We start from the raw sequence: 25,220 nt of genomic DNA on the forward strand, positions 1-25,220 counted from the left end.
CCTTCGATCCCGCCCGCGCCGCCGAATATCCCGCCGTCATCGGCTGCGACGAGGTCGGGCGCGGGGCCCTGTGCGGCCCGGTGGTGGTCGCAGCGGTCTGGTTCGACCCCGTCACGATCCCACCGGACCTGCTCGCCCGCCTCGACGACAGCAAGCGCCTCAAGGAGCCTTTGCGCGAGGCGCTGACGCCACTGATCCGAGCGCATGCGCGCGTCGCGGTGGCGGCCGGCTCGCGGGCGCTGATCGACCGCGTCAACGTTCGCGTCGCGACCCTCGACGCCATGCGCCGAGCGGTGCTGAAGCTGTCCCTCGACGCGCCGGTGCTGGTCGACGGGCGGGACGCCGTCCCGGGCCTGTCGCAGCCCTGCCGCGCCATCGTCGGGGGCGACGGCGCGGTGCCGCAGATCGCCGCCGCCTCGATCGTCGCCAAGACGTTCCGCGATGGGCTGATGCGGGTGCTCGCCCGGCGCCATCGGCATTACGGCTGGGAGCGCAACGTCGGCTACGGCGCCTCCGTGCACCTCGCCGGCCTGAAAGCTCACGGCCGCAGCCCGCACCACCGGCTCAGTTTTACGCGGGGGTACGGCGAGGGCGGCAGTGGGACGGGGCTTGCGGAGGATGTCGCAGCGGTGCCCGTCCCCTCTCCGTGAGACTTCGGCGATGCCGAACCTGGCACGGGTTCCCCTCTCCCCGCGTGCGGGGAGAGGCCCGGCTGCACCTTGTCGCGCAGCCGGATAGCGCAGGCGAAGCCGAAGCGGCGGTGATGGGGGGGGCGACGGATGTGGTTCCTCCGTTGCAGCCCCCTCACCGTCGGCTGCCGCCTCGCTTTGCCGACGACGAGGTCGGCAAAGCCCTCTCCCCGCGCGCGGGGAGAGGGGATGCGCACAAGGCGAGCGCCAGAAGCGGGGGCGTGCGAATCCTGTGCCCGAATGGGGAAAACGCGGCCCTCTTCGCCTCCCGTCACAACAGCGAAAACTGCTCGCCCGGCTTGGTAAAGGCCGAGGCGTCGAGGGTGATGCGCGCCTTCGCGTAGCCGAGCCGCGTTTTCGCCAGGCGCATCCGCGTCGCGATCAGGTCGGCGTAGGCGCCCTCCCCGGTCATGCGCTTGCCGAAGGAGGCGTCGTATTCGCGGCCGCCGCGGGCCTGTGCGATCAGGGAGAAGACGTGACGTTGTCGCCCGGGATAGTGCTCGGCGAACCAGTCGGCGACGAGGTCCTTCAGTTCGTGCGGCAGGCGCAGCAGCACGTGGTTGGCCTCCCGCGCCCCGCAGGCGCGCGCCTCGGTCAGGATCGCCTCGATCTCGTGGTCGTTGAGCGAGGGGATGATCGGCGCGACGATCACCATCACCGGGATGCCGGCTTGGCTGAGCGCACGGATCGCCTCGAGGCGCTTGCGTGGATGCGGCGCGCGCGGCTCCATCTTCCGGGACAGCACCGGATCGAGGGTCGTCACCGAGACCGCGACCTTCCCGAGGTTCCGCTCGGCCATCCCGGCGAGGATGTCGATGTCGCGGGTGACGAGGTTGGATTTCGTCACGATCCCGACGGGATGGCGCAGGCGTGCCAGCACCTCCAGCACGGCCCTTGTGATGCGGTGCTCGCGCTCGATCGGCTGGTACGGGTCGGTCGCCGTGCCGAGCGCGATGGTCTGCGCCTCGTAGCCCGGCGCCGACAGCTCGCGCTCCAGCAGGCGCGCCGCGTCCGGCTTGGCGAAGAGCTTTGTCTCGAAGTCGAGCCCGGGCGACAGGCCGGCATAGGCGTGGTTCGGCCGCGCGAAGCAGTACACGCAGCCGTGCTCGCAGCCGCGATAGGGGTTGATCGAGCGATCGAACGGGATGTCGGGCGAGGTGTTGCGCGTGATGATCCCGCGCGCCCGCTCCAACGTCACCTCGGTCCGTCGCACCGGCCCGGGCTCTTGGGAAGGCCAGCCGTCGTCGAGGCTTTCGCGCCGGATCGCCTCGAACCGGCCGTCCGGGTTGGCGGTGGCGCCCCGTCCGCGCACCGAGTCCCGCGCCGGCGTCGTTGCGGCGAGCCGGCGTGGGCTCGATTCGAGTTCGGACACATGGCGGGATTCGGACATCGTGATGGGTGCACCCCGGCGTGGAAGCTGTCTACAATGGAACATAGCAGGAACGAAATCGACGGGATACGCCTCGATTTTAGGCAAGTTCTCGGCGTTTGTGGCAACCGCGCAACGCAAGCGCGTCGCGTCGCGGCTGAGCGTCCTCGCTGGCCGAAAATACGTTATGCGCGACCATGATCTCCGCCCTGGTTCTCGTCGCCGACCCCGGCGACGCCGACGCGCTCGACCGTCTGGCCGACTCCCTGGGGGCGCTCGTGGCGGGCGTCGCCGCCGGTCTCGTGGGCGATGCGGTGATCGTGGCGGCGGCGATGGACCCCGGCGTCGACACCATCGCCGACGCCACAGGTGCCAGCCTCGTGGTGATGCCGCCCGGAGCGAACCCCTGGGTCGCGGGGGCGGCTTTGGCGCGCCGCGACTGGGTCTTGTGCCTCGAGGCCGGCGACGTGCCGGGGGATGGCTGGATCCGCACCCTCGACCGGTTCGTCGGCACCGCGGGCGCCGACGCTCTCGGACGGCTGTCGCGTCCGCATGCGAGCCTCGCGACGCGGCTCGCGGTCTGGGCCGAGGCGATGGTCGGCGCCAGGGTGGCGCGGCCCGGCGACGTGGTCCGGCGCGACCGCCTCACCGAGGCCGGCACCTTCGCGCCTCGGCTGACGCCGCGCCGGCTCATCGCCCGGATCGACCGGGCGTGAGGGTCACGCGGTGACGGAGGCGCCCCGGCGCAGGTGCTCGTCGAGGCGCGGCATGATCTCGACGAAGTTGCAGGGGCGGTGGCGGTAATCGAGCTGGCTCGCGAGGATGCCGTCCCAGGCGTCGCGGCAGGCGCCGGGCGACCCCGGGAGCACGAAGACGTAGGTCGCGTTGGCGACCCCCGCCGTCGCCCGCGACTGCAGCGTCGAGGTGCCGATCTTGTCGTAGGAGATGCGGTGGAACACCGCCGAGAAGCCGTCCATCCGTTTCTCGAACAGCGGCTCCAGCGCCTCCGGCGTCACGTCGCGCCCGGTGAATCCGGTGCCGCCGGTGGTGATCACCACGTCGACGCCGGGATCGCGGGTCCAGCCCTCGACCGTCTCGCGGATCGCCGAGACCTCGTCGGGCACGATGGCGCGGGCGGCGAGCGCGTGGCCGGCTGCGGTCAGCCGCTCCGCAAGGGTGTCGCCGGAGCGGTCGTCCTCCGGCCTGCGCGTGTCCGAGACGGTGAGCACCGCGATCGACAGGGGGACGAAGCTGCGGGCAGGCGTGTCGGGCATCGAACGGTCTCCAAGATGTTCGCCCGGAATATGGGCCGTCGGCGCCGATTGTCCCATCCGTCGCCGCCGTGGCGGATCGCGGGCGCGATCCGTGGTATCGGCCCGAGGATATGACCGATCCCATCGAACTTCGCGGTGCTCCCATGGATGCGTCCCCCGTCCGCCTCACCAGCCTCGCCCATGGCGGCGGCTGCGGCTGCAAGCTCGATCCCGCGATCCTCCGGTCGCTGCTGGCCGACCAGCCGATCGCCGGGCCGTTCGAGCGCCTGCTCGTCGGCAACGAGACCGCCGACGACGCCGCCGTGTGGGCGCTCGACGACGGCACCTGCGTCATCGCCACCACCGACTTCTTCACGCCGATGGTCGACGACCCGCGCGACTTCGGACGGATCGCCGCCACCAACGCGATCTCCGACGTCTACGCCATGGGCGGCCGCCCGATCATGGCGCTCGCCATCCTCGGGATGCCCGTCGGCAAGATCGCGCCCGAGGTCGTCGCCGAGATCCTGAAGGGCGGCGCCGCGACCTGCGCCGAGGCCGGCATCCCGATCGCCGGCGGCCACTCGATCGACACGCCCGAGCCGATCTACGGGCTCGCGGTGATCGGCATCTGCCGCCGCGAGGACGTGCGCCGCAACGCCGACGCGCGGGTCGGCGACGTGCTGATCCTGACCAAGCCGCTCGGCGTCGGCGTCTACTCCGCCGCGATCAAGCGCGACGCCCTGCCGGCGGGCGGCTACGCGGACTTCGTCGCGACGACGACGCTGCTGAACAAGGTCGGCGCCGAGCTCAGTCCCGATCCGGACGTCCACGCCATCACCGACGTGACCGGCTTCGGCCTGCTCGGGCATGGGCTCGAGTTCGCCCGCGGCGCCGGCTGCCGCCTCGCGATCGACTGGGCGGCGGTGCCGCTGCTGCCCGCGGCCGAAGCGCTCGCGCGGGACGGCTTCGTCACCGGCGCGTCCCACCGCAACTGGACCGCCTTCGGCGCCGACGTTGCGCTGCCCGACGGTTTTCCCGAGTGGGCGCGGCACCTGCTCACCGATCCGCAGACCTCCGGCGGCCTGCTCGTCGCCTGCGCGCCCGAGCGCGCCGACGCGATCCTCGCCCGCATCCGCGCCGCCGGGCATCCGGCCGCGGCGATCGTCGGGCGGGCGGAGGCGGGCGCGGCCGGCATCCGCGTCGCGCTCTGAGGCTGCACGCGGAAGGCGATCTTCACCAATCGCCGGGCATGGTCGCGGCCCCGCGACGCGTCGCGCAGAGCCGCCCGCCCCCGTCGTGACCGTCCGTTCCCCCGATCCGAACCGCAGCGCCACCTACGGTATCGCGGACTGGCCCTACAGCCGGTCCGAGGGCCTGCTTGCCCGACCCGGCAGCCTGCCGGCCGGGCGGCCGTGGCCGCGCCTGCGCGTGCTCACGATCGCGTCCGGCGGCGAGCCGCGGCTCGCGGACGGCGTCGCCTCGGTCGCCCGGCAGGATTACCCGGAGTGCCGGCACGACGTGGTGCCCGCCGGATCGGCGCCTTCCGCCGCGATCCTCGCGGACGAAGCGGTCGACTACGTCCTGGTCCTTCCCGCCGGCGACCTGCTGGCACCCGGCGCCCTCGCGGCGCTCGCCCTGGAGGCGGCGCTGAGCGGCGCCGGCGCGGTGGCCGGCCTGCGCGTGCTGTTCGACGGCGCCGTGACAAGCCTCGACGTGCCTTCGCTGTCGGGGGAGGACACGAGCGAAATCCCGTTCACCGGCGGCGAGGTGCTGTGGCGTCGCGATGCACTCGCGGCGTTGCCGGGCCTCGACCTCTCCGACGCCGGCTGGGCCGCGCACGCCTGGGCGGCGGTCGGCCGAACGGCGCGCGGTTTGGCTCGCATCGGCCGGCCGGTGCTGCTGCAGTTCGATCGGTTGGGCGAACGAGAGACCGATTCGGCCCTGAGTACAGATGCATTCCAGCCGGCGCCTCTCCCTCCTCCCTATGCGGGGGGAGGGAAAGCGTTACGGCTTTCCCAGGATTCGTCGCAGTCCCCAACCCTCTCGATCGCCTCCCTCACCGGCACCGGCCATGCCGGTGGGGCGGGCATCGCCCATCGGCGGCTCGGTGAGGCGTTGCGGCTGGCCGGGCATCGCGTCGTGGACGTCGTGCTCGCCGACGAATCGCCGCCGGCCGCCGCGGAATGGACGGACGCGTTTCCCGTCGCCGAGGCGGCGATCGGCGCGGGCGGCCACGACCTCGTGCTTGCCGGCAACCTGCACGGGGCGACCAGGAGCCTCACGATCGCCGGCCGCCTCGCCGCCGACCGGCCGGTCGCGCTCGTGCTGCACGACCTGTTTGCGCTGACCGGGCGCTGCGCCCATCCGCGCGGCTGCCTCCGAATCGAAACCGTCGGCTGCGACGCCGCCTGCCCGACGCCCGATGAATACCCGCAGCTCGCACGGCGGCGCATCGCCGGCACGCACGCGGCCAAGCGGGCGGTGCTCTCCCTGCGGGACGGGCCGATCCTCCTCGCCAACTCCGCCTGGACGGCCGCGCGCGCCGCGGCGCTCGCGCCGCCCGGCACCGTGGTCGCGCCCCTGGCGCTGGCGTTTCCGACCAACGTCTTCCGCCCAGGCGACAGGACGGCTATGCGCCGCGCCCTCGGCCTGCCCGCCGACGACCTGCTGATCCTGGTCTCGGCGGTGGTCCTCGACGGGCCGGACAAGAACGTCGGCGACCTCGCCGAGGCCCTGCGCCGCGTCGCCGGCCCCGGCATCGGCTTCGTCGCGATCGGGCGCCTCGACCACCCGGCCCGCCTCGCCCTGCCGAACCTGTTCGCGCCGGGGCTCGTCGCCGACGAGGCGCAACTCGCCGTCTGGTACGGCGCCTGCGACCTCCACGTCACCGCGAGCCGGCTCGAGACCCTGGGCCAGACGCCGATCGAAGCGGGCCTGTGCGGCACGCCGACGCTCGCCTACCGCACCGCCGGCCTGACCACCTCGGTGATCGACGGCGTGTCCGGACGGCTGGTTCCTGTCGAACCCGGCGCGCTCGGCGACGCCCTGGTCGAGCTGGTCGCCGACCGCGCAGGCCTCGCCCGCCTCGGCGCCTTCGCGCGAATCGCCCTGGAGAGCCGGTTCAGTCCCGCGGCCTGCGCGATGTCGCTCGACCGGGTCTTTCGCGAGCGGGGGATGGTGCCGAGCCACGGCCATCGTCTGCGGTTCGCACCGGAGATGCTCGGCCAGTTTCCCTTCGCCGCGATGCCGGCGGTCGCCGCCACCGGCCTCGTCGCGGCGCCGTCCGGCCCATTCGTCCGCGGCCTGCGCCGCACCAAGCAGCGCCTGCTCGGCCGCAGGTTGCCGCTTTGGGCACGACGCGGCCTGTACTGGGCCGCCCGCCTTCGATCCCTGCGCGGAGGCCGTCGATGAACGGCCCGATCTACCTCGACCAGACCCATGTCCGCGGCCACGTCACCGGCATCGAGCGGGTCGCGCTCGACCAGTTCACGCCGGCGATGCTCGGCCGCGAGGTCAGGCCGCTTCGCAGCCGCGGCCTCCCCGGGATGATCCTCGCGCAGCAGGTCGGCCTGCCGCTGCGGGCGGCGCGCGAGCCCGACGCGCAGTTCCTGATGGCAGGCTTTCCTCCCGGCCCGCTGATGGCGCCGTTCTCGAAGCGCTGCATCCTCTGCGTCTACGACACCTTCCTCCTCGACCGGCCGCAGGACCTGGCCTGGAAGAGCCGGCTCTACATGGCCCCGGCCTTCCGCTTCGCGATGCGCTGGGGCCGACGCTTCCTCGTGATCTCGCGCCAGACCGGCGCGGACCTGCGTCGCCACTGCGCAGACGACGCGCTGGTCGCGCTGCTGCGGCCCGGCGTGCGCGACGTGTTCGGCCTCGCCGGCCTGCCCGGCCCAGCCACCTTCCGCCCCGGCGCGCCCCTGCGCCTGCTGGCGATCGGCACGATCGAGCCACGCAAGGACTACCCGGCCGCGATCGCGCTCACGGCCGCCCTGAACCAGGCGGGCGTGCCCGCCGAGCTGCACGTCGTCGGCCGCCTCGGCTGGGGCCGCCACGCCTTCCTCGACGACCCGCCGCCGTTCCTGACCTGGCACGGCTATGTCGGCGACGAAGCCCTGCGGGCGCTCGCCGGAAGCGCCCACCTCCTGCTCTCGACCTCGAAGGCGGAAGGGCTCGGCCTGCCGTTGCTGGAAATCCAGCACGGCGGCCTGCCGGTGGTCGCGCCCGACGACGCGGTGTTCCGCGAGGTGCTCGGCAAATCCGGCCTGTTCATCCACCCGTCCGACCCGGAGGGCTCCGCAGCCACGCTGATCGAGGCCATGCGCTCCGGCCGGCTCGGCCAGGTCGCGACGGATGCGCGCGCGAACGTCGCAAGCTGGAACCGCCTCGCATCGCGCGATGCGGACGCCTTCCGCGCCTACCTCGTGGAGGGCGCATCCGCCTACGGACCCGACAGCCTCGTTCCGCCGGCGGCGGTCAGTTCCGAGGCTTGATCGCCGAGACGGGAGCCGGACTACGTATTGAAGGTCGAACCGTCGTATCGTTAAGCATGAAACCGTATCGGCAGCTTGCGAAGCCCGGTTCGGACTTGTCTATAAGGCGACGGGAAAGGTTTTGCTTGGCCGTATGAGGTCGGCGCGCGGTCCGCGAATTGCTGAGATGCTGTCGAACAGTGCGGGCGCCCGCCGCTCCCTGTTCCAGGCGGGACAGGACCGCTCCGATACGGGATCGACCCGACGACTTGCCGGGTACGTGAGGGACAGAGACCGATGTTCGATTTCTCGACCCCCGTGCGCGGCGAGCCGGTGGACGTGACCCTGCCGCCGGGCTTCTCCGATCGGACCGACGCGGGCACGATCCTGCGCCGCCTGTGGCGGGGCGCGAGCTTCATCGTCCTCGGCGGCCTGTTCATGGTGGCCGCCGCCGTTGCGTTCCTCGGACTGCTCACCCCGGTCTACACCTCCAGCATCCAGATCCTGGTCGACCCTTCCGACCTTCGCGTCGTCGACAACGACGTCAGCGCGCGCACGCCCCAGGCCGACAGCGGCGTGTCGCTCGCCGAGAGCCAGACCAAGGTGATCCAGTCGGACAACGTCCTGCGGCGCACGGTCGAGAAGCTCGACCTCGCGCACGACGACGAGTTCGCCAAGCCCGATTCCGACAACCCGACGATCGTCTGGCTGCGGACCGCCCTCGGCATGCTGCCGCCCCCCGGCAGCCGCGACCCGGTCAACGTCGCGATCGACACCCTGCAGACCAAGACGACCGTGCGCCGGGCCGAGCGCACCTTCGTGATCGACGTGCTGGTCCAGTCGCGCGATCCCGCGAAGGCGGCCAGGATCGCCAACGCCATCGGCGACGCCTACTTCGCGGAAGAGGCCGGCGCCCGCACCGAGGCCGCGCGCCGCGCCTCCGACGCCCTGAACGGCCGCCTGTCGAGCCTGCGCCGCGACGTCGAGCTCGCCGAAGGCAAGGTGCAGAAGTTTCGCGAGGACAACAACCTCGTCGCCTCCAGCGGGCGCCTGCTCACCGACCAGCAGCTCGGCGACCTCAACCAGCAGCTCGTCACCGCCCAGATCAAGACCGCCGAAGCGCGCTCGCGCTTGGAGCAGGCCCGCAAGATGAAAGCGGGCGACGCCAGCACGGCGCTGCCGGAGATGCTGCAATCCCTCGAGATGCAGGCGCTGCGCCAGCAATACGCCACGCTGTCGCGCAACACCGCCGAGCTCGCCACCCGCCTCGGCGAGCGCCACCCGGCGATGGCCGAGCAATACGCGCAGCAGCGCGACCTCCAGCGCCTGATCCAGCGCGAGAAGGAGCGGATCATCGAGACGACGCAGAAGGATTACGATCGCGCCGCGGCGAGCGAAGCCGCGATCCGCAAGAGCCTCGACCGAGCCAAGGCCGAGACCGTCACCAGCGACCGTGCCAACGTCGGCCTGCGCGAGCTGGAGCGGACGCTCGAATCCCGCCGCGGCGTCTACGAGACCTATCTCCGCCGGTCGCGCGAGGCGAGCGAGCAGGAGCGGCTGAACAGCATCAACGTCCGAATCATCTCGCCCGCCGTCCCCGCCCGCGTCCGCACCTGGCCGCCCTCGCCGAAGGTGGTGCTGCCGGTGGCGCTTCTGGTCGGAATCCTGCTGGGTGGAGCCATCGCGCTCTCGCTCGGGGCCGCCCGCGACCGGCGCAAGGACCGCAACGAGCGCCGTGCCGCGCATGTGTCGCCCCGAAGCTTCCGGGCGGCCGATGCTTGAGGTCGGCGCGGTCCATCTCGTGGACGACAGAACGGTGAAGGCGGCGCGCTTCGATGCGCGTGTCGCATCACCCGGCGCCCGGGCCGCCCCCGGCACGAACCTTTCGCTCGGGCACGGCCCCGACGCCGCGCCGGAAACCATCATGGATCGCGGCATCGAGGCCGGCACGGCCTGGGGCATACGGATGTTCGGGCTCGACTTCGCCGCCGGCCCCGCGGCCGGCATCCTGGCGGCCACGGCGCTGCAGGCGTCTGACGGGCCGCGCCTCGTCGTCACGGCCAACATGGACCACATCGTCCTGCTGTCGGAGAACGATGCGTTCCGGCGGGCCTATGACGGCGCCGCGGCGCGGACGTTGGACGGCATGCCCTTGGTTTGGCTCGCGAGGCTGCGCGGACAGCCGGCCGCCCTCGTCACCGGCCACGACCTCCTCGCGCACGCGCTCTTTGCCGGTCCGGCGGGGCAGCGCGTCTTCCTCGTCTGCTCCAAGGACGCGGTCGCCGACGCGATCCGGGATCGTTTGGTGCGGTCTGGCTACGACCCCGCGGCGGTCGCCACCTGCGTCCCGCCCTTCGGCTTCGTCGACGACGTGGAATACGGCCGCGCGCTGTCTGCCCGCATCCGAGAACACGGCACGACCCTGCTGGTGATGGGCGTCGGCGCGCCGCGTTCCGAGATCTGGGTGACGCGCCAGGGCGCCGCCCTCGGCACGCCAATCGTGCTGGCGGTCGGCGAGGCGGTGAACGTCGCCGCCGGGCTGGTACGTCGGGCGCCGGTCGTGCTGCAGCGCGCGGGCCTCGAATGGGCGTTCCGCTTCGCCCTGTCGCCCCGGCGGCTGTTCCATCGCTACTTCGTGCGGTCGTGGCGCTTCATCGCACTGGTTCGTCGCGACCTCAAGGAACGCGACGCGACCGCCTGAACCGGCCGCCTCAGGCGACGGCGAACAGGTGCGGGTGGCGCAGGCGCAGGGCGAAGACCAGCGTCAGCGTCTTCATGTCGGCGATCTCGCCGCGGTCGCTGCGGGCCGCGAGGTCGTCGAGCGCGACCTCGTGGACCGTGATCGCCTCGTTTTCCTCGGCGAGCCCGCCGCCGGGCCCGGACCGGTCGGCTGCGCTGAAGGCGGCGAGGAACAGGTCCATCCGCTCGGTCGAGATGCCCGGCGCGGTCCAGGCGCTGACCACCCGCTCCAGCGCAGTCAGCTCGACGCCGGTCTCCTCGTAGGCCTCGCGGCGGGCGCCCTCCTCCGGGTCGCCCTCGTCGAGGATGCCCGCCGGCGTCTCGAGCATGTCGAGCGGGCCCTCGGCGAAGAACACCGGAGCTCGGAACTGCGAGACCAGAAGCGCGACGCGGCGGGTGGGATCGTAGGGCAACACGGCGACCGCGCGTCCGTGATCCTCGATCTCGCGGGTGATGCGCGTGCCGTCCGGCATCGTCACCTCGGCGACGAGGAACCGGGCCCAGCCGTCATGAACGAGGCGCGTCCCGCGGATGATGGGTACCATGCCTGTGGATCTTCCTGATCGAGCCGCGTCGATCCTGTCCTAGGCGGGGGATCGTTCAGGAATGAGGCGGCTTCGCGGAGTCTCCGGGGCACGCGGCCGGTCCGCGCCGGATCGAGAAGCACGTCGCGGCGCCGACCCGGTCCAGGGCTTCGAGGGTGTCGCCCTCCTCGCGTACCAAGTTCGGGATGTCGAGCGACGCCAGCGGATCGGTGCAGGTGACCCGCAGCAACGCGCCGGGGGCCAGGCTCCGCAGCGCCTTACGGGTGCGCAGGACCGGCAGCGGGCATTTGAGCCCGGCGAGGTCGAGGTCGATCGGTGCTGCGTCCGGCATGAGAGGCGCCCCGGCGAGGATGGCGCCGACTTGGTCGAGGGACCGGGTCGGAGCCTAAGGGACTACGCGAACCGGCAATGCGTGAAACTCGGGTCGACCGAGCGCTTCCACGGACCTTCGAAGTCGGCAAGCCGGTCCTCGGCGTGCGAGCGGCCGGCGGCGACGATCGCCTCCAGCGGCTGCAGGTAGATCGTCTCGTCCCGTCCCGAGGCGTCGCGGCGGGTGCGGGCCTTGAGGCCGGCGCGGGCGATGGCGAGCGCTTCGGCCGCGACCGCGCCGAGGCTGCGGCGGGGAACCGGCGTGGCGAGGCCCGAGCGCGGGACCGTGGCGCGGATCGCCTCCCGCTCCGTCGCGCTCCAGCCGGAGACGAGGTCGAGGGCGGCGTCGAGCGAGGCCTCGTCGTAGAGCAGGCCGACCCAGAACGCGGCCTGCGCCGCGATCATCCCGGCGTCGCCGACGTCGGCGCCGCGCATCTCGAGGAAGCGCTTGAGCCTAACTTCCGGGAAGGCGGTCGAGGCGTGGTTCGCCCAATCGGAGACGGTGGCGTACTCGCCCGGCATCTGGGCGAGCTTGCCGGCCATCAGATCGCGGAACGAGGCGCCCGAGACGTCGTGGTAGGTGTCGCCGCGCTTGACGAAGTACATCGGCATGTCGAGCAGCCAGTCGACGTAGCCCTCGTAGCCGAAGCCTTCGTCGAAGGCGAAGCCCAGCATGCCTGTGCGGTCGGGGTCGGTGTCGCGCCAGATCTCGGACCGGCGCGACAGGAAACCGTTGGGCCGCCCGTCGGTGAAGGGGGAGTTGGCGAACAGGGCGGTCGCCACCGGCTGCAGCGCCAGCGAGGCGCGGAGCTTGCGCACCATGTCGGGTTCGGAAGCGAAGTCGACGTTGACCTGCACGGTGGCGGTGCGCAGCATCATGTCGAGGCCGAGGGACCCGACCTTCGGCATGTAGCCGGCCATGATCTTGTAGCGGCTCTTGGGCATCGCCGGCGTCTCGGCCCGCGACCATTTCGGGCTCATCGCGAGGTCGAGGAAACCGATGCCGAGGCCGTCTGCGACGCGTTTCGTGGCGGCCAGGTGCTCGTCGAGCTCCGTCGCAGTGGCGTGCACGTCGGCGACCGGCGCGCCCGAGAGCTCGAACTGCCCGCCCGGCTCGATCGAGATCGCGCCGCCGGCCTGCCCCGCGAGGCCGATGACGTGGCCCGCGTCGAGAATCGGCTCCCAGCCGGTCTCGCGGCCGACGCCCTCGAGCAGCGCGCGGATGCCGCGCTCGCCCGCATAGGGAACGGGTTCGCGGGTCTCGACGTAGAAGGGGATCTTCTCGTGCTCGGTGCCGATCGCGAAGTCCGCGCGCGGCTTCTCGCCGGCGGCGAACCAGTCGATCAGTTCGACACGCGTGGTGAGCGGTGTCGTGTCGGACGTATCGCGCGCCATGCGCTGCCTCGCCAAGAAATCATGGGCTGAACTCGGGAAGCGCGCCGGCCGTCTGGAAGAGAGCGATGCGGTCGTGTTCCGTCGCCGGGATGGCTCGTGCATAGTCCAGGGCGCCGGACACGACAACGCGACCCTGGGCTTCCCTGCCCCACATCGGCGGCCAATCGCCCGGCGCCGAGGCCGTCCCGAAGTGCCGATGTGCGCAGGCGCACGCCGGCGGGCGGGTCACCGCGCGTCGCCGAGCACGGCCTGGACCAGGGCGAGGGCTGCGACCATCGCGGTGTCGGCCCGCAGGATGCGGGGGCCGAGGGAGAGCGCCACGGTGTTCGGCCGCGCCAGGATCGCCGCGCGCTCCTCCGGGGCGAACCCGCCTTCCGGCCCGATCAGGACGGCGAGCGGCACCGGGACCGAGGGGTCGGCGGCCGCGCGCAGGGCCGCGACCGGGTCGGCGATGGGTGCGTCCTCGTCGCAGAACGCCAGCAGCCGCTCCGGGCCGAGGTCGGCGAGCGCCGCGGGCAGGCGCGCGGCCTCCATCAGGGTCGGCACGGCGAGGATGCCGCACTGCTCCGCCGCCTCGATCATGTTGGCGTGCAGGCGATCGGTGTTGAGGCGTTCGCCCTGGGTGTAGCGGGTCAGGACCGGGCGGATCGTGCCCGCCCCCATCTCCACCGCCTTCTGGGCGAGGTAGTCGAGCCGCGCGCTCTTCAGGGGCGCGAACAGGTAGTGCAGGTCGGGCGCGACGGTCTGCGTGCGTGCCTGGTCCACGACGGTGAGGTGCGCGCTCTTGCGGCCCGACGGAACCAGGCTCGCCCGCCACTCGCCGTGCCGTCCGTTGAACAGCAGCACCGGGTCGTCCGGCTGGCGGCGCAGGACGTTCAGCAGGTAGTTCGCCTGCGCCCGGTCGAGGGGGAGGTTCGCGCCCGCGAAGAGGTCGTGCGCCACGTGGAGACGGGGCGCGGTGAAGTCGTAGGCGGCCATCCGGGCTCCGTCGCGTGCGCATGCGCGGCTGTCAACGCCTGGACAGGATCGACGATGTTGCCGAAACACCACGAGCCCGGGTTTTCGAAACGTTGCCCAGCCATGTCGGCGCCGGCCCGTTTGCGGCTCGATTGACGCCACATTCCTATGGCGAAGCGGAGCCCGGATCAGTCCGGGCCGTCCGTACCGCAGCGCGGCCGCCATCCGGATCAAGACGACATCCGTCGACGCTGCGTGCCACGCCGACGGCGCTTCACCCGCGACCGGGGCGGATCTCCAGGGAGTCGAGACCATGCGCATCAAGACCTACGGACTGGCCGCCGCCCTGGTGGTCGGTAGCTTCGCCGCCAGCACCGCCGCCTTCGCCCAGGGCGCCGAGTGCGGCACGATCCAGACGACGCTCCAGACCCGCAAGGACCTCGTCTCCCGGGCGAACTCCGCCTCCACGGCGAAGAAGAAGATGACCCCCCAGGAGGCCTGCGCCCTGTTCGGCAAGCTGCAGGCCAACGGCGTCGAGGGCATGAAGTGGATCGCCGCCAACAAGGAGTGGTGCTCGATTCCCGATTCGTTCGCGGAAGGCTTCAAGGCGGACCACACCAAGGTCGTCGGCATCCGCACCAAGATCTGCGGCATGGCGGCTCAAGCCACAAAGATGGAGGCGCAGGCCCGCGCCCAGGCCCAGAACGGTGGCGGCGGTGGCGGCCTGCTCGGCGGCCCCGGCCTGACCGGCCAGTTCAAGATGCCGCAGGGCGCGCTCTGAGGCGGATGCGACGCAGCCTCCGCCCCACGCGAACCCGATCGCAGGCCTCGGCGTGAACGCCGCGAAGGCCGTGGAACCGCCCGTCGCCGACGCCGTCACCGGCCACTGGGTCGACCGGCTCGCGCCGCGGGCCGCGCGGCCCTTCCTCCGGCTCGCGCGGATCGACCGGCCGATCGGCTGGTGGCTGCTGCTGCTGCCGTGCTGGTGGTCGACGGCGTTGGCCGCCACCCATGCCGGCCTGCCCTGGCCCGACCCGCGCCACCTGCTGCTGTTCCTCGTGGGCGCGGTGGCGATGCGGGGGGCCGGCTCGACCTACAACGACATCGCCGACCGCGACCTCGACGCCCAGGTCGAGCGCACGCGCTCCCGCCCCCTGCCCTCGGGCCAGGTGAGCACGCGGGCCGCGGCCGCCTTCCTCGCCGTCCAGGCGCTGGTCGGCTTCCTGGTGCTGATCCAGTTCGACGCCTTCGCGATCGGCGTCGGGCTGTGCTCGCTGCTGCCGGTGGCGATCTACCCGTTCATGAAGCGGGTGATGTCGATGCCGCAGCTCGTCCTCGGCCTCGCCTTCTCCTGGGGCGCGCTGATGGGCTGGGCGGCGCTGCTCGACCAGGTCGGCGTGCCGGCGCTGCTGCTCTACGCCGGCACCATCGCCTGGGTGGTCGGCTACGACACGATCTATGCGGTACAGGACATCGAGGACGACGAGATCGCCGGCATCCGCTCGTCGGCGCGGTTCTTCGGCGCGCGGCTTCGGCTGGCGGTCGGCGCCTGCTACGGCGCGGCGGTGCTGCTGATCGGCTTGGCCGCCTACGGGGCCGGCGCCGGGCTGCTGGGATGTCTCGGCGTCGCCGCCTTCGCGGGCCATCTCGGCCGCCAGGTCCTGCGCCTCAAGGCGCGCGACGGGCGCGAGGCGCTGGCCTTGTTCCGCTCGAACCGCGGGGCTGGCCTGATCCTGTTCGCGGGGCTTGCCGCCGACACGATCAACCAGGGCTGGCCGGGCTAGGCGATCCTCGTGTGCGGCGGATGATGGCCGGCTCTCGGGCGAGGCGCCCGGGGGGCGTCGCTTACGAGCGGGCGATGATCTCGTTCTCGCCGCGGTGGATCTGCGGGCGGATCGGGAGGCGGCCGGTCTTGCGGCGCACGAGGAAGCGCGGGCGGCGATCGCCGAGCGAGCCGTGGCGGCGGCGGATGCGGGTCTTGCCGAGCATCAGGCGGCCGACCTGGGCGGCGACCACGGCGAGCACGCCGTCCTCACGCACGATCATCCGCGGCAGGCCGGTGCGGGCGGCGAGGTCGCGCCAGATCGCGACGACCTCGTCCTCGCAGAACGGGCCGAGGCTGGCCAGGACGGCGCCGGCGGCGTCGACGAGACACAGCGCGAACCGGTCCTCGCCGCAGCTCTCCGCCTCGTCGGCGGCGAAGGAGAGCGCGATGCCCGTGGGCTTGATCCCGGTGGCGCCGAACACCGGAAGCGCCGAGGCGGCGAAGGCGAAGCCGGCGGGCGCGGCGCCGTCCCGATCGGAGCGGACGGTCTCGGCAAGATGATCGGTCGCGGTCCGGTCCATGGTTTCGAAGGTGTTCATCGTTCCGCCGTCCATTTGCAAGTGGCGACCTGCTGGGGTCGTCCGTTCTGCCAAGAAGATTGGCGTCTAACCTCCCCACGGTGCCTTAAGAGTGAGCGTTAAGCGATCGTGGACATCGCCTTCCCGTCGGGAATGCTCAATGGTTCCTTGCCGCGATCGGTGAGTTTTTCCGTTATCGCCCTGCGGCCTCGGCATCCTTGTGGCGCTTTCGAGCAGACCCTACAACGGTGCCGTCGCGCTCCGGCGCGTCGCTCCCCCGTCGCGCCCGGCAACGACCCGCACGTCGCGCCGGCGCGCGGAGCGGTGCGAGCCGCGATGCCGACCCCTTGCCCCATCGCCCGACACGGACCGCCATGACCGACCCGATCTCCGCGGACTTCGTGCACGCCCTGATGCCGGACCTGCGCGAGGCCCTTCGCGAGGCGGCCTCCCTCGCCCTGCCGTTCTTCAAGGAAGGCGGCCACACCTCGGCGAAGATCTGGTCGAAGGCCGGCGGCTCGCCGGTGACGGAGGCGGACGTCGCCGTCGACACCTTCCTGAAGATCCGGCTGAGCCAGATCGTGCCGGAGGCGGCGTGGCTGTCCGAGGAGACGGCCGACGACGCCGAGCGGATCGGGCACGACCTCGTCTGGATCGTCGACCCGATCGACGGCACCCGCGCCTTCCTGTCCGGCCACAGGGACTGGTCGATCGCGGTGGCGCTGCTGAAGGCCGGCGAGCCGGTGGTCGGCTTCGTCAACGCGCCGGCGCTCGGCCATGATTACGAGGCGATCCGGGGACGCGGCGCGACGCGCAACGGCGCCGCGATCGCCGCCGCGCGCGACGCGGCGCTTCCGACCGCCCGCGTCACCGGCCCGAAGCCGATGATCGATCGGTTGGAGCGCGGGGTCTCGCGCGATCGGGCCGACCCGGCCTTCGACCGGATCGACCGGATTCCGTCGCTGGCTCTGCGGGTGGCCCGCGTCGCCGAAGGCTCGGTCGACGTCGGGCTGGTGTCGTCGGACGCGCGCGACTGGGATCTCGCGGCCGCCGACCTGATCCTGCGCGAGGCCGGCGGGTCGGTCTGCGACATGGCCGGCGTCGCGACGGTCTACAACCGCCCCGATCCGGTGCACGGCGAGCTGATCGCGGTGCCGCACGGCCTGCGCGACGGCGTCGTCGCGGCCTGGGCCAAGGGCCGGTAGCGGCCGCCGAGCGAGAAAGCGGTCCCGAAACGCGAAAGAGCCGCCCCGGTCGGACCGGGATCGGCTCATTGCTGTGGGTCTAAGGCTGTCCCTCGCCGGCTGGCGTTCGTGCCTGGCGGTCACCCGCTCTCGGCCGTTCGCCGCCGCGGGCGATCAGGCGTGGGCGGCTTCGCGCAGCGCGAGAGCCGCCGGCGCGAGCCCGAGGCGCTCGGCGAGATGCCAGCGCAGTTCCCGGGGCGAATGGTAGTTGTAGGAGCCATCGATGAGGTGGGAGAGGTCGAGGGTCGGGGCGTCCGACGTCGCGCTCTGCCTGATGCGTCCCACCTTGAAGGTCGCCGAATCCGTGACGGGCGACCGGACGCTACGGCGTCGGGTGTATTCGAACAACATGGTGTGTGTTTTTGTCTTCCGATTGACCGGGTTTGCTCCGCAGCATGGCGGGCCCGGCTCTGTTTCTAAGCTGTGGCGATTAAGATTTGGTTTACCTTGACCGTCCGGCGCAACCGTTCCCGAGGGATGGCGGCGTCGGATGGTTTCGACCGTGTTCACGGTCGCGTGGATGGGAGACCGATGGCCTCAGGCAGCCTGGAGGTTGCCGGCGGCGTCCTTGCCGCTGCGCTTGTCGGTGAGGATCTCGTAGGAGACCTTCTGACCCTCGATCAGGTTGCGCATGCCGGCGCGCTCGACGGCCGAGATGTGGACGAACACGTCCTTGCCGCCGTCATCCGGCTGGATGAAGCCGTAGCCCTTGGTCTCGTTGAACCACTTCACGGTACCGGTATTCACGTAAAGAACCTCGTATCGACGATGGGTCGAGCCGTCCCGCTCCTGAGAACGCGACCGGATCGACTGACTTCTAAGTCTGGTATGGGTGGCAGGGCATCGGGCATGAGACCCGTAACCGGCGTCCGTCCCAGGGTTGAGCCCCCCACAACCCTATCTAAGGGTTGCCTGCGGCCGCAACAAGGCAGGGGTGCAGCATCTCGGCGAGGGCCGGCGAAACCGGGTCCGTGGCCGCTGGGATTTTCGGGTGCCGCGGTGCATATAAGGGTTCGCGTTCAGGCTTTTAGGCGATCCATGGCAGGTATCTCGGTTTCGTTGGAAGGGGCCAACATCCAGCTCTCCTTCCAGAAGGACGATCAGGCGACCGCCGTCGTGATGGATGCCCGCGCCGCCCGCGCCCTCGTGCGCGCCGTCGGCCAGTTGCTCACCGCCATCGACGAGCCCGAGGAGGCCGACATGGCCGACGAGATGGGCGACGAGGACATCGCGATGCTCGACGTCACCTCCTCGGCGATCGAAGTCGGCACCGACGACCAGGGCCAAGCCGTCGTCGCCTTCCAGGCGGGGGCCCTGCCGCCGTTCCAGCTGCGCCTGACCGACGAAGAGGCCCGTCACGTGGCGACGAGCCTCTCCGAGATCCTCGCGGCGCCGCGCGACGTCAGGGCGTCGCACGGCGGCCATTGAGTCGTCCTCACATCTGAGTCGTCCTCACATCCGGACGCCGGGGTCCGTCGGGGCGCCGGGGAACACGTCCGGCTCGGAGCCGGGGCCGCCCGGTTCGCCGATACCGGGGTCGTTGACTGGATAGGGCGTGCGCGGCCCGGTCGGGCCGATATCGGGCAGGTCGTCCGGCGGAACGGGCGGCGGAAGGTCGCCGGGGGTGGGATCGGGGGTCGGAAGGCCGGGGTTGCCCATGCGTTGCCTCGTGCAGGTGGGTGGTGGGTTAGGCAACGGATCGCCCGCGCGAGGGTTCCGCGCAGTCCTGGGTTGCCGCTTGGTCCGGGAACCGCGCGCGAGCGTCCCGGTTTGCCGGCCGACGCCATCCATGCGGAGCGAAACGCCATGCCCGACATCAAGCAAGCCAAGGTCCTGATCCTCGCCACCGACGGGTTCGAGGAGACCGAACTCACCGTTCCCCAGGCCAAGCTGCGCCAGGCCGGCGCGACGGTGCACGTCGCCGCGCCGAAGTCGCGCGAGAAGCCGGAATCGATCCGCGGCTGGGACAAGACCGACTGGGGCAAGAACGTCGCGGTCGACCTCGACCTGGAAGGCGTCGACCCGGGCGCCTACGACGCGCTCGTCCTGCCCGGCGGCCAGATCAACCCGGACAAGCTCCGCCTCGAGCCGAAGGCGCTGGAGGTGATCAAGGCCTTCGTGACCTCCGGCAAGGTGGTCGCCGCGATCTGTCACGCGCCGTGGCTGCTGATCGAGGTCGGCGCCGCGAAGGGCCGCGACCTGACCTCGTTCTCCTCGATCCGCACGGACGTGATCAACGCCGGCGGCCGCTGGCACGACCGGGAGGTCGTGACCGACCACGGTATCGTCACCAGCCGCAACCCGGGCGATCTCGACGCCTTCTCGGCCAAGATCATCGAGGAGATCGCGGAAGGGCGGCACGCGCCGCGGTCGCTCGCCGCCTGATCGGTTGTCCGAACGCGACGAGGCCGTCCACCTTTCGGTGGGCGGCCTTTCGCGTGTTTCGAGACGGTCGCCCGAAGCGCTCAGCGCTTGGCGACGAGCGCTTTCTGCGGCTTCGGTTTCGCGCCGGTGGTGCTGGCGATGAGCGCCGAGAGGTGATCCTGATCGAGGTTGGCCGACGCCTTGGCCGGCTGGGCCGCGGCGCGCTCTGCCCTGCGCGGCTCGATCGACCCGGTTGTGGCCGGATCGGGGAGGCTCGCCTGGATCTGCGCGCTGGGCGCCGGATCGCGCTGGACCCGAAGCGCCCAGTGGGCGGCGGTGGACAGCGCCGCGATCGCCAGGATCGCCTTGACGCCGCTGGTGAGGAACCCCCGCATGATGGTCAAGCCCGGCAAAACGCAGTGACACGCGGCCGGTTCCCCGGCCCGTCCTCACTGTTGCCGAAGAGCGTGAACGAAAGCCGAAGGCCTGCGCCGACCTCCGTCCCGGAACGGGTCGAAACTTGTGTGGGCCATGCGCCGGGTCCGCGGTTCCTGTTCCCCGCGCCTCCGACACGCCTGCAGCATCCCGGCCCACCAGGTTTCACAGGAACGGTCCAGAGAACTGGTCCGAGCCGCCCCGTCACTGCCGACCCCGCGTCCATGCAGGCCCGAGCGGGCTCGCGAAACCATCAGGCGCATCGGCCGCAGGGACCGCTGGCATAGGTGAAGTGCCCCGAGCCGGCAACCGAAGCGCGGCGCGATCAGCGCGTCCGCGACGATCCGCCTGCGGCCTCGGCGAAGGCGAGCAGCGCGACGACGTCCGCCTCACCCTCGGACGCCGCGAGCCGTGTAAAAATCTCGGCCGCGCCGGCGAAGACTTGCCCGCCGGCGCGGTCCGGCGCGAGGAAGTCGGCGATCTCGTGCATCTCCGCGACCCAGCGATGGGCCTTCGGCATCATGTCGGGAAAGCCAGCGGCGAACCGGGCGAGCAGCTCCGGCTCGCTCTCGGCGAGCTCGGCCTGCAGCGCCGCGCCGGCGCCGGCGCGCTCGGCGCCCAGCACGACGATGGCGGCGAGCGCCCGCAGGCCCTTGTTGATGCCGGCATAGGCCATCTTCAGGCCCGACGCCGCGCCGACGCCGCCCTCGCAGGCGCGCATGTCGAGCCCGCATTCGCGCAGCGCCAGCAAGGGGGCGAGATCCTCGCCCGCCACGTAGATCCGCGGTCCCTTGGCGCCGGGCTTCGGGGGAAGCCCAAGGATGGCCCCGTCGAGGAACGGCGCCCCGGTCGGCGCGATCGTCGCGGCGATGCCGTGCACCGTCGTCGGGGAGACAGCGTTCAGGTCGACGTAGACCGGCTTTTTCACCACCGAGGCCAAGCTCGGTGCGAGACGAGCCGCCAGGGCGGCGGCGTCGGCCGGCGGCACGATGGACAGGATCAGGTCGGCCGCGACGATCTCGGCATCCTCGGCATGGGTCATGCCGGCGTCCTCGGCCCGCGCGCGGGTCGCGGCGCTGCGCCTGGTCAGCGAGGTCAGGACGCGGACGCCGTTCTCGGCGAGGCGCCGCGCGACCGCGCTGCCCATGGCGCCCGGGGCGACGACGGCAATCGTTTGCATCGCACCACCTTCAGGCTGGTGCCGGCGCGGGGAGGATCCTCGCGCCGGCCGTCGCCGGTCCTAGCGCAGCGAGCCGCAGAACCGCTGGATGCGGTTGCAGGCTTCCTCCAGGGTCTTGGTCGAGGTCGCGTAGGAGATGCGCAGGTTCGGGCCGAGGCCGAAGGCGGAGCCGTGGACCGCGGCGACGCCCTCCGCCTGGAGCAGCTCGGTGACGAAATCCTCGTCGGTCGCGATGGTCTTGCCCGACGGCGCCGTGCGCCCGATCGTTTCCGCGCAGGACGGGTAGACGTAGAACGCGCCTTCCGGCGTCGGGCATTGCAGGCCCTTGGTCTGGTTCAGCATCGAGACCACGAGGTCGCGCCGCTCCTGGAACGCCGCCTTGAACTGCGCGAGGTGCGCCTGCGTGCCGTCGAGCGCGGCCACCGCCGCCCATTGCGAGATCGACGAGGCGCCCGAGGTCTGCTGGCCCTGGACGAAGTCCATCGCCTTGATCAGCTTCTCCGGGCCGGCGGCGTAGCCGATGCGCCAGCCGGTCATCGCGTAGGCCTTCGAGACGCCGTTCATGGTCAGCGTCCGCTCGTAGAGGCCCGGCTCGATCTGGGCCGGCGTGACGAACTCGAAGTCGCCGTAGGTCAGGTGCTCGTACATGTCGTCGGTGAGCACCCAGACGTGCGGATAGCGCATCAGCACGTCGGTGATCTTCTTCAGCTCGGCGTGGCTGTAGGCGGCGCCCGACGGGTTCGACGGGGAGTTGAGGATGATCCACTTGGTCTTCGGGGTCAGCACCCGCTCCAGCTCCTCGGGCTGAAGCTTGAAGTCGTGCGCCATGTCGGTCTCGGCGAAGACGGGCGTGCCGCCGCAGAGCACCACCATCTCCGGGTAGGATACCCAGTAGGGGCGCGGGATCACGACCTCGTCGCCGGGGTTCAGGGTGGCGAGCAGCGCGTTGTAGATGACGTGCTTGCCGCCGGTGCCGACGATGGTCTGCGAGACCTTGTAGTCGAGCCCGTTCTCGCGCTTGAACTTCTTCACGATGGCTTCGCGCAGCGGCACGATGCCCGAGACCGGCGGGTACTTGGTCTCGCCGCGGTTGATCGCCTCGATGGCGGCGTGCTTGATGTGCTCGGGCGTGTCGAAGTCGGGCTCGCCGACCGACAGGCTGATCACGTCCATGCCGCCGGCTTTCAGGTCGCGCGCCTTCTGCGTCATCGCGATCGTCGCGGATGGCTTTACGCGCGAGAGGGCGTCGGCAAGAAAGCCCATGATGGGGACTCCGGTTTTCGTGCAGGTTTCGCCGTCCCGTGACGGCGGCGGGACCGTAGTCGCGGGTCGGAAAGCCGGCAAGGCGCCCGGTCGGGGTTCGGCGGGAAACGTCACGCGCCGGATGCAGGGCTCGGGCGCTAGCGACCGCCTCGACGGCCGGTGCGGGCGACACCATCTCCGGTCGATGGCAAATCTCTCCGTTCTCGACCTGTCGTTCGTCGGTTCCGGCTCGACCCCGGCCCAGGCGCTGCGCGATTCCCTCGACCTCGCCCGCCATGTCGACCGCCTCGGCTACGGCCGTTACTGGCTCGCCGAGCACCACGCCCTGCCCTCGGTGGCGAGCCCGGCCCCCGACATCATGGTCGGCCAGATCGCGGCTGCGACCCGTACGATCCGCGTCGGCTCCGGCGGCATCATGCTGCCGAACCACGCGCCGCTGATGGTGGCCGAGCGGTTCAAGGTCCTGGAGGCGCTGTTTCCCGGGCGAATCGACCTCGGCCTCGGCCGCGCGCCCGGCACCGACGGCATCACCGCCCAGGCGTTGCGCCGCCGCGAGGCGCCGCGCGGCGGCGACGACTTCCTCGACCGGCTGCAGGAACTGATGCTGTGGGAGACCGGTGGGTTCCCCGAGGGCCATCCGTTCAACACCGTGGCGGTGATGCCGGCCGGCGTGCCCCTGCCGCCGATCTTCCTGCTCGGTTCGTCGGATTACAGCGCGCACCTGTCCGCACGCCTCGGGCTCGGCTTCGCCTTCGCGCAGCACTTCGCCTCGTTCGACGCGCGTTTCCCGATGCTCGATTACCGCAGGGGCTTCCAGCCCTCGCGCTGGGGCTCCAAGCCCCACGCGATCCTCGCGGTCGCAGTCGTCTGCGCGGAGACCGACGCGCAAGCCGAGCGCCTGGCGCTCAGTACGCAGCTGGCGACGCTGCGGCGCGAGCGCGGCGAGTACGCACCGATCCCGACCCTGGCCGAGGCCGAGGCTTATCCCTACGGCGACGCCGAGCGCGCCCGCATCGCCCGCGGCCGCGACCGGCTGCATGTCGGCGCGCCCGAGACCGTCTGCGCGCTGCTGGCGGGCCTCGCCGAGGCGACGCAGGCCGACGAGATCATGGTCGTGTGCGCCATCCCCGACCAGGAGGCGCGCCGCCGCTCCTACAGCCTGCTCGCGCAGGCCTGGGGCCTCGCCAAGACCGCCGTCGCGGCGTGAGACGGGGAACGACAAACCCGTCCCACCTGTCGCGTAGGTTGCATTCGTTCGCCTGACATCGCGCGCAGATCGGCGCATCCTGTCGATCCCGACGCGGTTTCGCCGCATCGGACACGCGGACGGCCCTCCAAAGGGCCGCCACGACGGGACAGCGATCTCGAGAGGAGACGATGATGGGCGATCGACGCAATTTCCTGAAGGCGACGGCGGGCCTTGCGGCTGCTGCCGTCGCCGCGCCGGCGGCTGGGCGAGCGGCCGAGACGGCGGCGTCCGCGCTGCCCCCGGCAAAGGCCCTATGGGGCATGCCGCGCGACATGATCCTGATCAACCTCCGCCGCGACGGCGCGTACGGCCTCGGATTGAAGACCCGGGACGGCGTGCTCGACGTCACCGCCGCCGGCAAGGCGGTGGGCCTGCCGGTGCCGGCCGACATGGACGACCTCCTGCAGAACGGGAAGGGTCCGATGCTGCGCGCGGTGATCGACGCGGTCGAGGCAGCCCCCGACCCGCGCCTGACGATCGCCGAGGATCAGGTCGCCTATGCGCCGCTGGTCACCCGACCGGAAAAGATCATCATGATGGGGTTCAACTACCGCAAGCACGCCGAGGAGACGGGAACGCCGCCACCGAAGGACCCACCGCTGTTCAACAAATACAACAACACGCTCAATCACCACGGCGGGACGATCAAGCTGCCGACGCACGCCGCCCGCGAGTTCGACTACGAGACCGAGCTGGTGATCGTCTTCGGCCGCGAATGCCGCGACGTCTCGGAGGCCGACGCCCTCGACTACGTTGCAGGCTACGCCACCGGCAACGACTTCAGCGCCCGCGACCTGCAGACGCTCACGTCGCAATTCATGATCGGCAAGACATCGGACGGGTTCGCGCCGCTCGGCCCCTACCTCGTGACCGCCGACCGCGTGCCCGACCCGAACAACCTGCGGCTCGTCACCAAGGTCAACGGCGCGGTGCGGCAGGACTGGACCACGGCGGACATGATCTTCAACTGCCGCCAGCTGATCAGCTTCGCCTCGAAGGTCATGACCATCAAGCCGGGCGACATTTTCTACACCGGCACGCCGCAGGGGGTGATCTTCGGCGAGAAGACCCCGCGGGCGGAACGGCAATGGCTGAAGCCGGGCGACGCCGTCGTATCCAGCCTCGAGGGACTGGGCGAGCTGCACTTCACGCTCGTTTGAGAGCTGGGCAGCAGCCCGCCGCCGCCCATCTTACGATCCCCGAACGTCCTGATCCCGAGGCGCCCGCCTCGGCGGGCCTCGAAGGAGCATCTCAGCGACCGCGCGGCCGGTTGGAGACCTCCTTCAAGGCGTCCGCTTCGCGGAAGCGCCTCAGTTCGAGGTGGTGGATCGGATGGAGGGCGCGACGGATG

Annotated in this window: 27 protein-coding genes; 14 read left to right on the top strand and 13 right to left on the bottom strand. The window is 71.4% G+C overall.

The window, feature by feature from the left end; genetic code table 11:
- Positions 1-650, top strand: a 650-nt coding sequence (locus FV226_RS04505) for a ribonuclease HII (protein ID WP_147761980.1), incomplete at its 5' end; no start/stop codon positions are given.
- A gap of 310 nt (positions 651-960) precedes the next feature.
- Here FV226_RS04505 and FV226_RS04515 read toward each other — a convergent pair.
- Positions 961-2,079 (bottom strand): PA0069 family radical SAM protein, encoded by a 1,119-nt coding sequence (locus FV226_RS04515; RefSeq protein ID WP_147761982.1) that lies wholly within the window; start codon positions 2,077-2,079, stop codon positions 961-963.
- 176 nt (positions 2,080-2,255) lie between these two features.
- Between FV226_RS04515 and FV226_RS04520 the strand changes: the two genes are divergently transcribed.
- Positions 2,256-2,774 carry a hypothetical protein gene (locus tag FV226_RS04520; RefSeq protein WP_147761983.1) on the top strand — a complete coding sequence of 173 codons (519 nt, stop codon included), beginning with the start codon at positions 2,256-2,258 and terminating at the stop codon, positions 2,772-2,774.
- A 3-nt stretch (positions 2,775-2,777) separates the two neighbouring features.
- Here FV226_RS04520 and moaB read toward each other — a convergent pair whose 3' ends face one another.
- Positions 2,778-3,332 (bottom strand): molybdenum cofactor biosynthesis protein B, encoded by a 555-nt coding sequence (moaB, locus tag FV226_RS04525; RefSeq protein ID WP_147761984.1) that lies wholly within the window; start codon positions 3,330-3,332, stop codon positions 2,778-2,780.
- Positions 3,333-3,475: 143 nt separating this feature from the next.
- Here moaB and selD point away from each other — a divergent pair, with 143 nt between their 5' ends.
- The 5 genes from selD to FV226_RS04550 all read left to right on the top strand — a co-directional run bounded on the left by selD (position 3,476) and on the right by FV226_RS04550 (position 10,487).
- Complete coding sequence (selD, locus tag FV226_RS04530) at positions 3,476-4,525, top strand: selenide, water dikinase SelD (RefSeq protein WP_147761985.1); 1,050 nt, start codon at positions 3,476-3,478, stop codon at positions 4,523-4,525.
- An 85-nt stretch (positions 4,526-4,610) separates the two neighbouring features.
- Complete coding sequence (locus FV226_RS04535) at positions 4,611-6,725, top strand: glycosyltransferase (protein ID WP_147761986.1); 2,115 nt, start codon at positions 4,611-4,613, stop codon at positions 6,723-6,725.
- On the top strand, positions 6,722-7,807 hold the full coding sequence (locus tag FV226_RS04540) for a glycosyltransferase (RefSeq protein WP_147761987.1): 1,086 nt from the start codon (positions 6,722-6,724) through the stop codon (positions 7,805-7,807). The genes FV226_RS04535 and FV226_RS04540 overlap by 4 nt, the downstream gene beginning before the upstream one ends.
- Positions 7,808-8,083: 276 nt before the next feature.
- Positions 8,084-9,568 (top strand): GumC family protein, encoded by a 1,485-nt coding sequence (locus FV226_RS04545; RefSeq protein ID WP_147753595.1) that lies wholly within the window; start codon positions 8,084-8,086, stop codon positions 9,566-9,568.
- Positions 9,569-9,587: 19 nt separating this feature from the next.
- A complete protein-coding gene (locus FV226_RS04550) occupies positions 9,588-10,487 on the top strand; it encodes a WecB/TagA/CpsF family glycosyltransferase (RefSeq protein ID WP_246691493.1) in 900 nt (299 codons plus the stop codon).
- A gap of 10 nt (positions 10,488-10,497) precedes the next feature.
- Here the strand turns inward: FV226_RS04550 and FV226_RS04555 are convergent, their stop codons facing one another.
- The 4 genes from FV226_RS04555 to FV226_RS04570 form a co-directional block, all read right to left on the bottom strand.
- Entirely contained in the window at positions 10,498-11,070 is a 573-nt protein-coding gene (locus FV226_RS04555) for an NUDIX hydrolase (RefSeq protein WP_147761988.1), read from the bottom strand.
- Between the two features lie 55 nt (positions 11,071-11,125).
- On the bottom strand, positions 11,126-11,401 hold the full coding sequence (locus FV226_RS04560) for a sulfurtransferase TusA family protein (protein WP_147761989.1): 276 nt from the start codon (positions 11,399-11,401) through the stop codon (positions 11,126-11,128).
- A gap of 62 nt (positions 11,402-11,463) precedes the next feature.
- Positions 11,464-12,834 carry a glutamate--cysteine ligase gene (locus tag FV226_RS04565; RefSeq protein ID WP_147761990.1) on the bottom strand — a complete coding sequence of 457 codons (1,371 nt, stop codon included), beginning with the start codon at positions 12,832-12,834 and terminating at the stop codon, positions 11,464-11,466.
- Between the two features lie 225 nt (positions 12,835-13,059).
- Positions 13,060-13,812, bottom strand: coding sequence for a 16S rRNA (uracil(1498)-N(3))-methyltransferase (locus FV226_RS04570; RefSeq protein WP_147753599.1), 753 nt, complete (start codon positions 13,810-13,812; stop codon positions 13,060-13,062).
- A gap of 292 nt (positions 13,813-14,104) precedes the next feature.
- Between FV226_RS04570 and FV226_RS04575 the strand changes: the two genes are divergently transcribed.
- Both FV226_RS04575 and ubiA read left to right on the top strand, forming a co-directional pair.
- Positions 14,105-14,572 carry a hypothetical protein gene (locus FV226_RS04575; protein WP_147753600.1) on the top strand — a complete coding sequence of 156 codons (468 nt, stop codon included), beginning with the start codon at positions 14,105-14,107 and terminating at the stop codon, positions 14,570-14,572.
- A gap of 70 nt (positions 14,573-14,642) precedes the next feature.
- Positions 14,643-15,575, top strand: coding sequence for a 4-hydroxybenzoate octaprenyltransferase (ubiA, locus tag FV226_RS04580; RefSeq protein ID WP_246685557.1), 933 nt, complete (start codon positions 14,643-14,645; stop codon positions 15,573-15,575).
- 61 nt (positions 15,576-15,636) lie between these two features.
- Here ubiA and FV226_RS04585 read toward each other — a convergent pair whose 3' ends face one another.
- Positions 15,637-16,155, bottom strand: coding sequence for a DUF6101 family protein (locus FV226_RS04585; protein ID WP_187275211.1), 519 nt, complete (start codon positions 16,153-16,155; stop codon positions 15,637-15,639).
- Positions 16,156-16,508: 353 nt separating this feature from the next.
- Between FV226_RS04585 and FV226_RS04590 the strand changes: the two genes are divergently transcribed.
- Positions 16,509-17,339, top strand: a complete 831-nt coding sequence (locus FV226_RS04590; RefSeq protein WP_147753602.1) for a 3'(2'),5'-bisphosphate nucleotidase CysQ — start codon at positions 16,509-16,511, stop codon at positions 17,337-17,339.
- Between the two features lie 153 nt (positions 17,340-17,492).
- On the opposite strand, the gene FV226_RS04595 is transcribed toward FV226_RS04590, so the two are convergent.
- Together FV226_RS04595 and FV226_RS04600 are read right to left on the bottom strand one after the other, a co-directional pair.
- Positions 17,493-17,729, bottom strand: a complete 237-nt coding sequence (locus tag FV226_RS04595; RefSeq protein WP_147753603.1) for an AsnC family transcriptional regulator — start codon at positions 17,727-17,729, stop codon at positions 17,493-17,495.
- Positions 17,730-17,915: 186 nt separating this feature from the next.
- Positions 17,916-18,125 carry a cold-shock protein gene (locus tag FV226_RS04600; protein WP_147725959.1) on the bottom strand — a complete coding sequence of 70 codons (210 nt, stop codon included), beginning with the start codon at positions 18,123-18,125 and terminating at the stop codon, positions 17,916-17,918.
- Positions 18,126-18,416: 291 nt separating this feature from the next.
- On the opposite strand from FV226_RS04600, the gene FV226_RS04605 reads away from it, so the two are divergent.
- Positions 18,417-18,806 carry a hypothetical protein gene (locus tag FV226_RS04605; protein ID WP_147753604.1) on the top strand — a complete coding sequence of 130 codons (390 nt, stop codon included), beginning with the start codon at positions 18,417-18,419 and terminating at the stop codon, positions 18,804-18,806.
- A gap of 24 nt (positions 18,807-18,830) precedes the next feature.
- Here FV226_RS04605 and FV226_RS04610 read toward each other — a convergent pair whose 3' ends face one another.
- Entirely contained in the window at positions 18,831-19,037 is a 207-nt protein-coding gene (locus tag FV226_RS04610; protein ID WP_147761991.1) for a hypothetical protein, read from the bottom strand.
- A gap of 147 nt (positions 19,038-19,184) precedes the next feature.
- Here FV226_RS04610 and FV226_RS04615 point away from each other — a divergent pair, with 147 nt between their 5' ends.
- Positions 19,185-19,763, top strand: coding sequence for a type 1 glutamine amidotransferase domain-containing protein (locus FV226_RS04615; RefSeq protein ID WP_147761992.1), 579 nt, complete (start codon positions 19,185-19,187; stop codon positions 19,761-19,763).
- Between the two features lie 80 nt (positions 19,764-19,843).
- On the opposite strand, the gene FV226_RS04620 is transcribed toward FV226_RS04615, so the two are convergent.
- From FV226_RS04620 to FV226_RS04630, 3 genes are all read right to left on the bottom strand, one after another.
- Positions 19,844-20,137, bottom strand: coding sequence for a hypothetical protein (locus FV226_RS04620; RefSeq protein WP_147752558.1), 294 nt, complete (start codon positions 20,135-20,137; stop codon positions 19,844-19,846).
- 365 nt (positions 20,138-20,502) lie between these two features.
- Complete coding sequence (locus FV226_RS04625) at positions 20,503-21,357, bottom strand: NAD(P)-dependent oxidoreductase (RefSeq protein WP_147752557.1); 855 nt, start codon at positions 21,355-21,357, stop codon at positions 20,503-20,505.
- Between the two features lie 60 nt (positions 21,358-21,417).
- Entirely contained in the window at positions 21,418-22,620 is a 1,203-nt protein-coding gene (locus FV226_RS04630) for a pyridoxal phosphate-dependent aminotransferase (protein ID WP_147761993.1), read from the bottom strand.
- Positions 22,621-22,804: 184 nt separating this feature from the next.
- Between FV226_RS04630 and FV226_RS04635 the strand changes: the two genes are divergently transcribed.
- The gene (locus FV226_RS04635; RefSeq protein ID WP_147752555.1) at positions 22,805-23,827 is read left to right on the top strand and encodes an LLM class flavin-dependent oxidoreductase; all 1,023 of its coding nucleotides are present in this window, start codon (positions 22,805-22,807) and stop codon (positions 23,825-23,827) included.
- A gap of 173 nt (positions 23,828-24,000) precedes the next feature.
- The gene (locus FV226_RS04640) at positions 24,001-25,029 is read left to right on the top strand and encodes a fumarylacetoacetate hydrolase family protein (protein WP_187278703.1); all 1,029 of its coding nucleotides are present in this window, start codon (positions 24,001-24,003) and stop codon (positions 25,027-25,029) included.
- Positions 25,030-25,220 lie beyond the last annotated feature (191 nt).

The organism is Methylobacterium sp. WL12 (genome assembly GCF_008039475.1).
GTDB lineage: Bacteria > Pseudomonadota > Alphaproteobacteria > Rhizobiales > Beijerinckiaceae > Methylobacterium > Methylobacterium cerastii.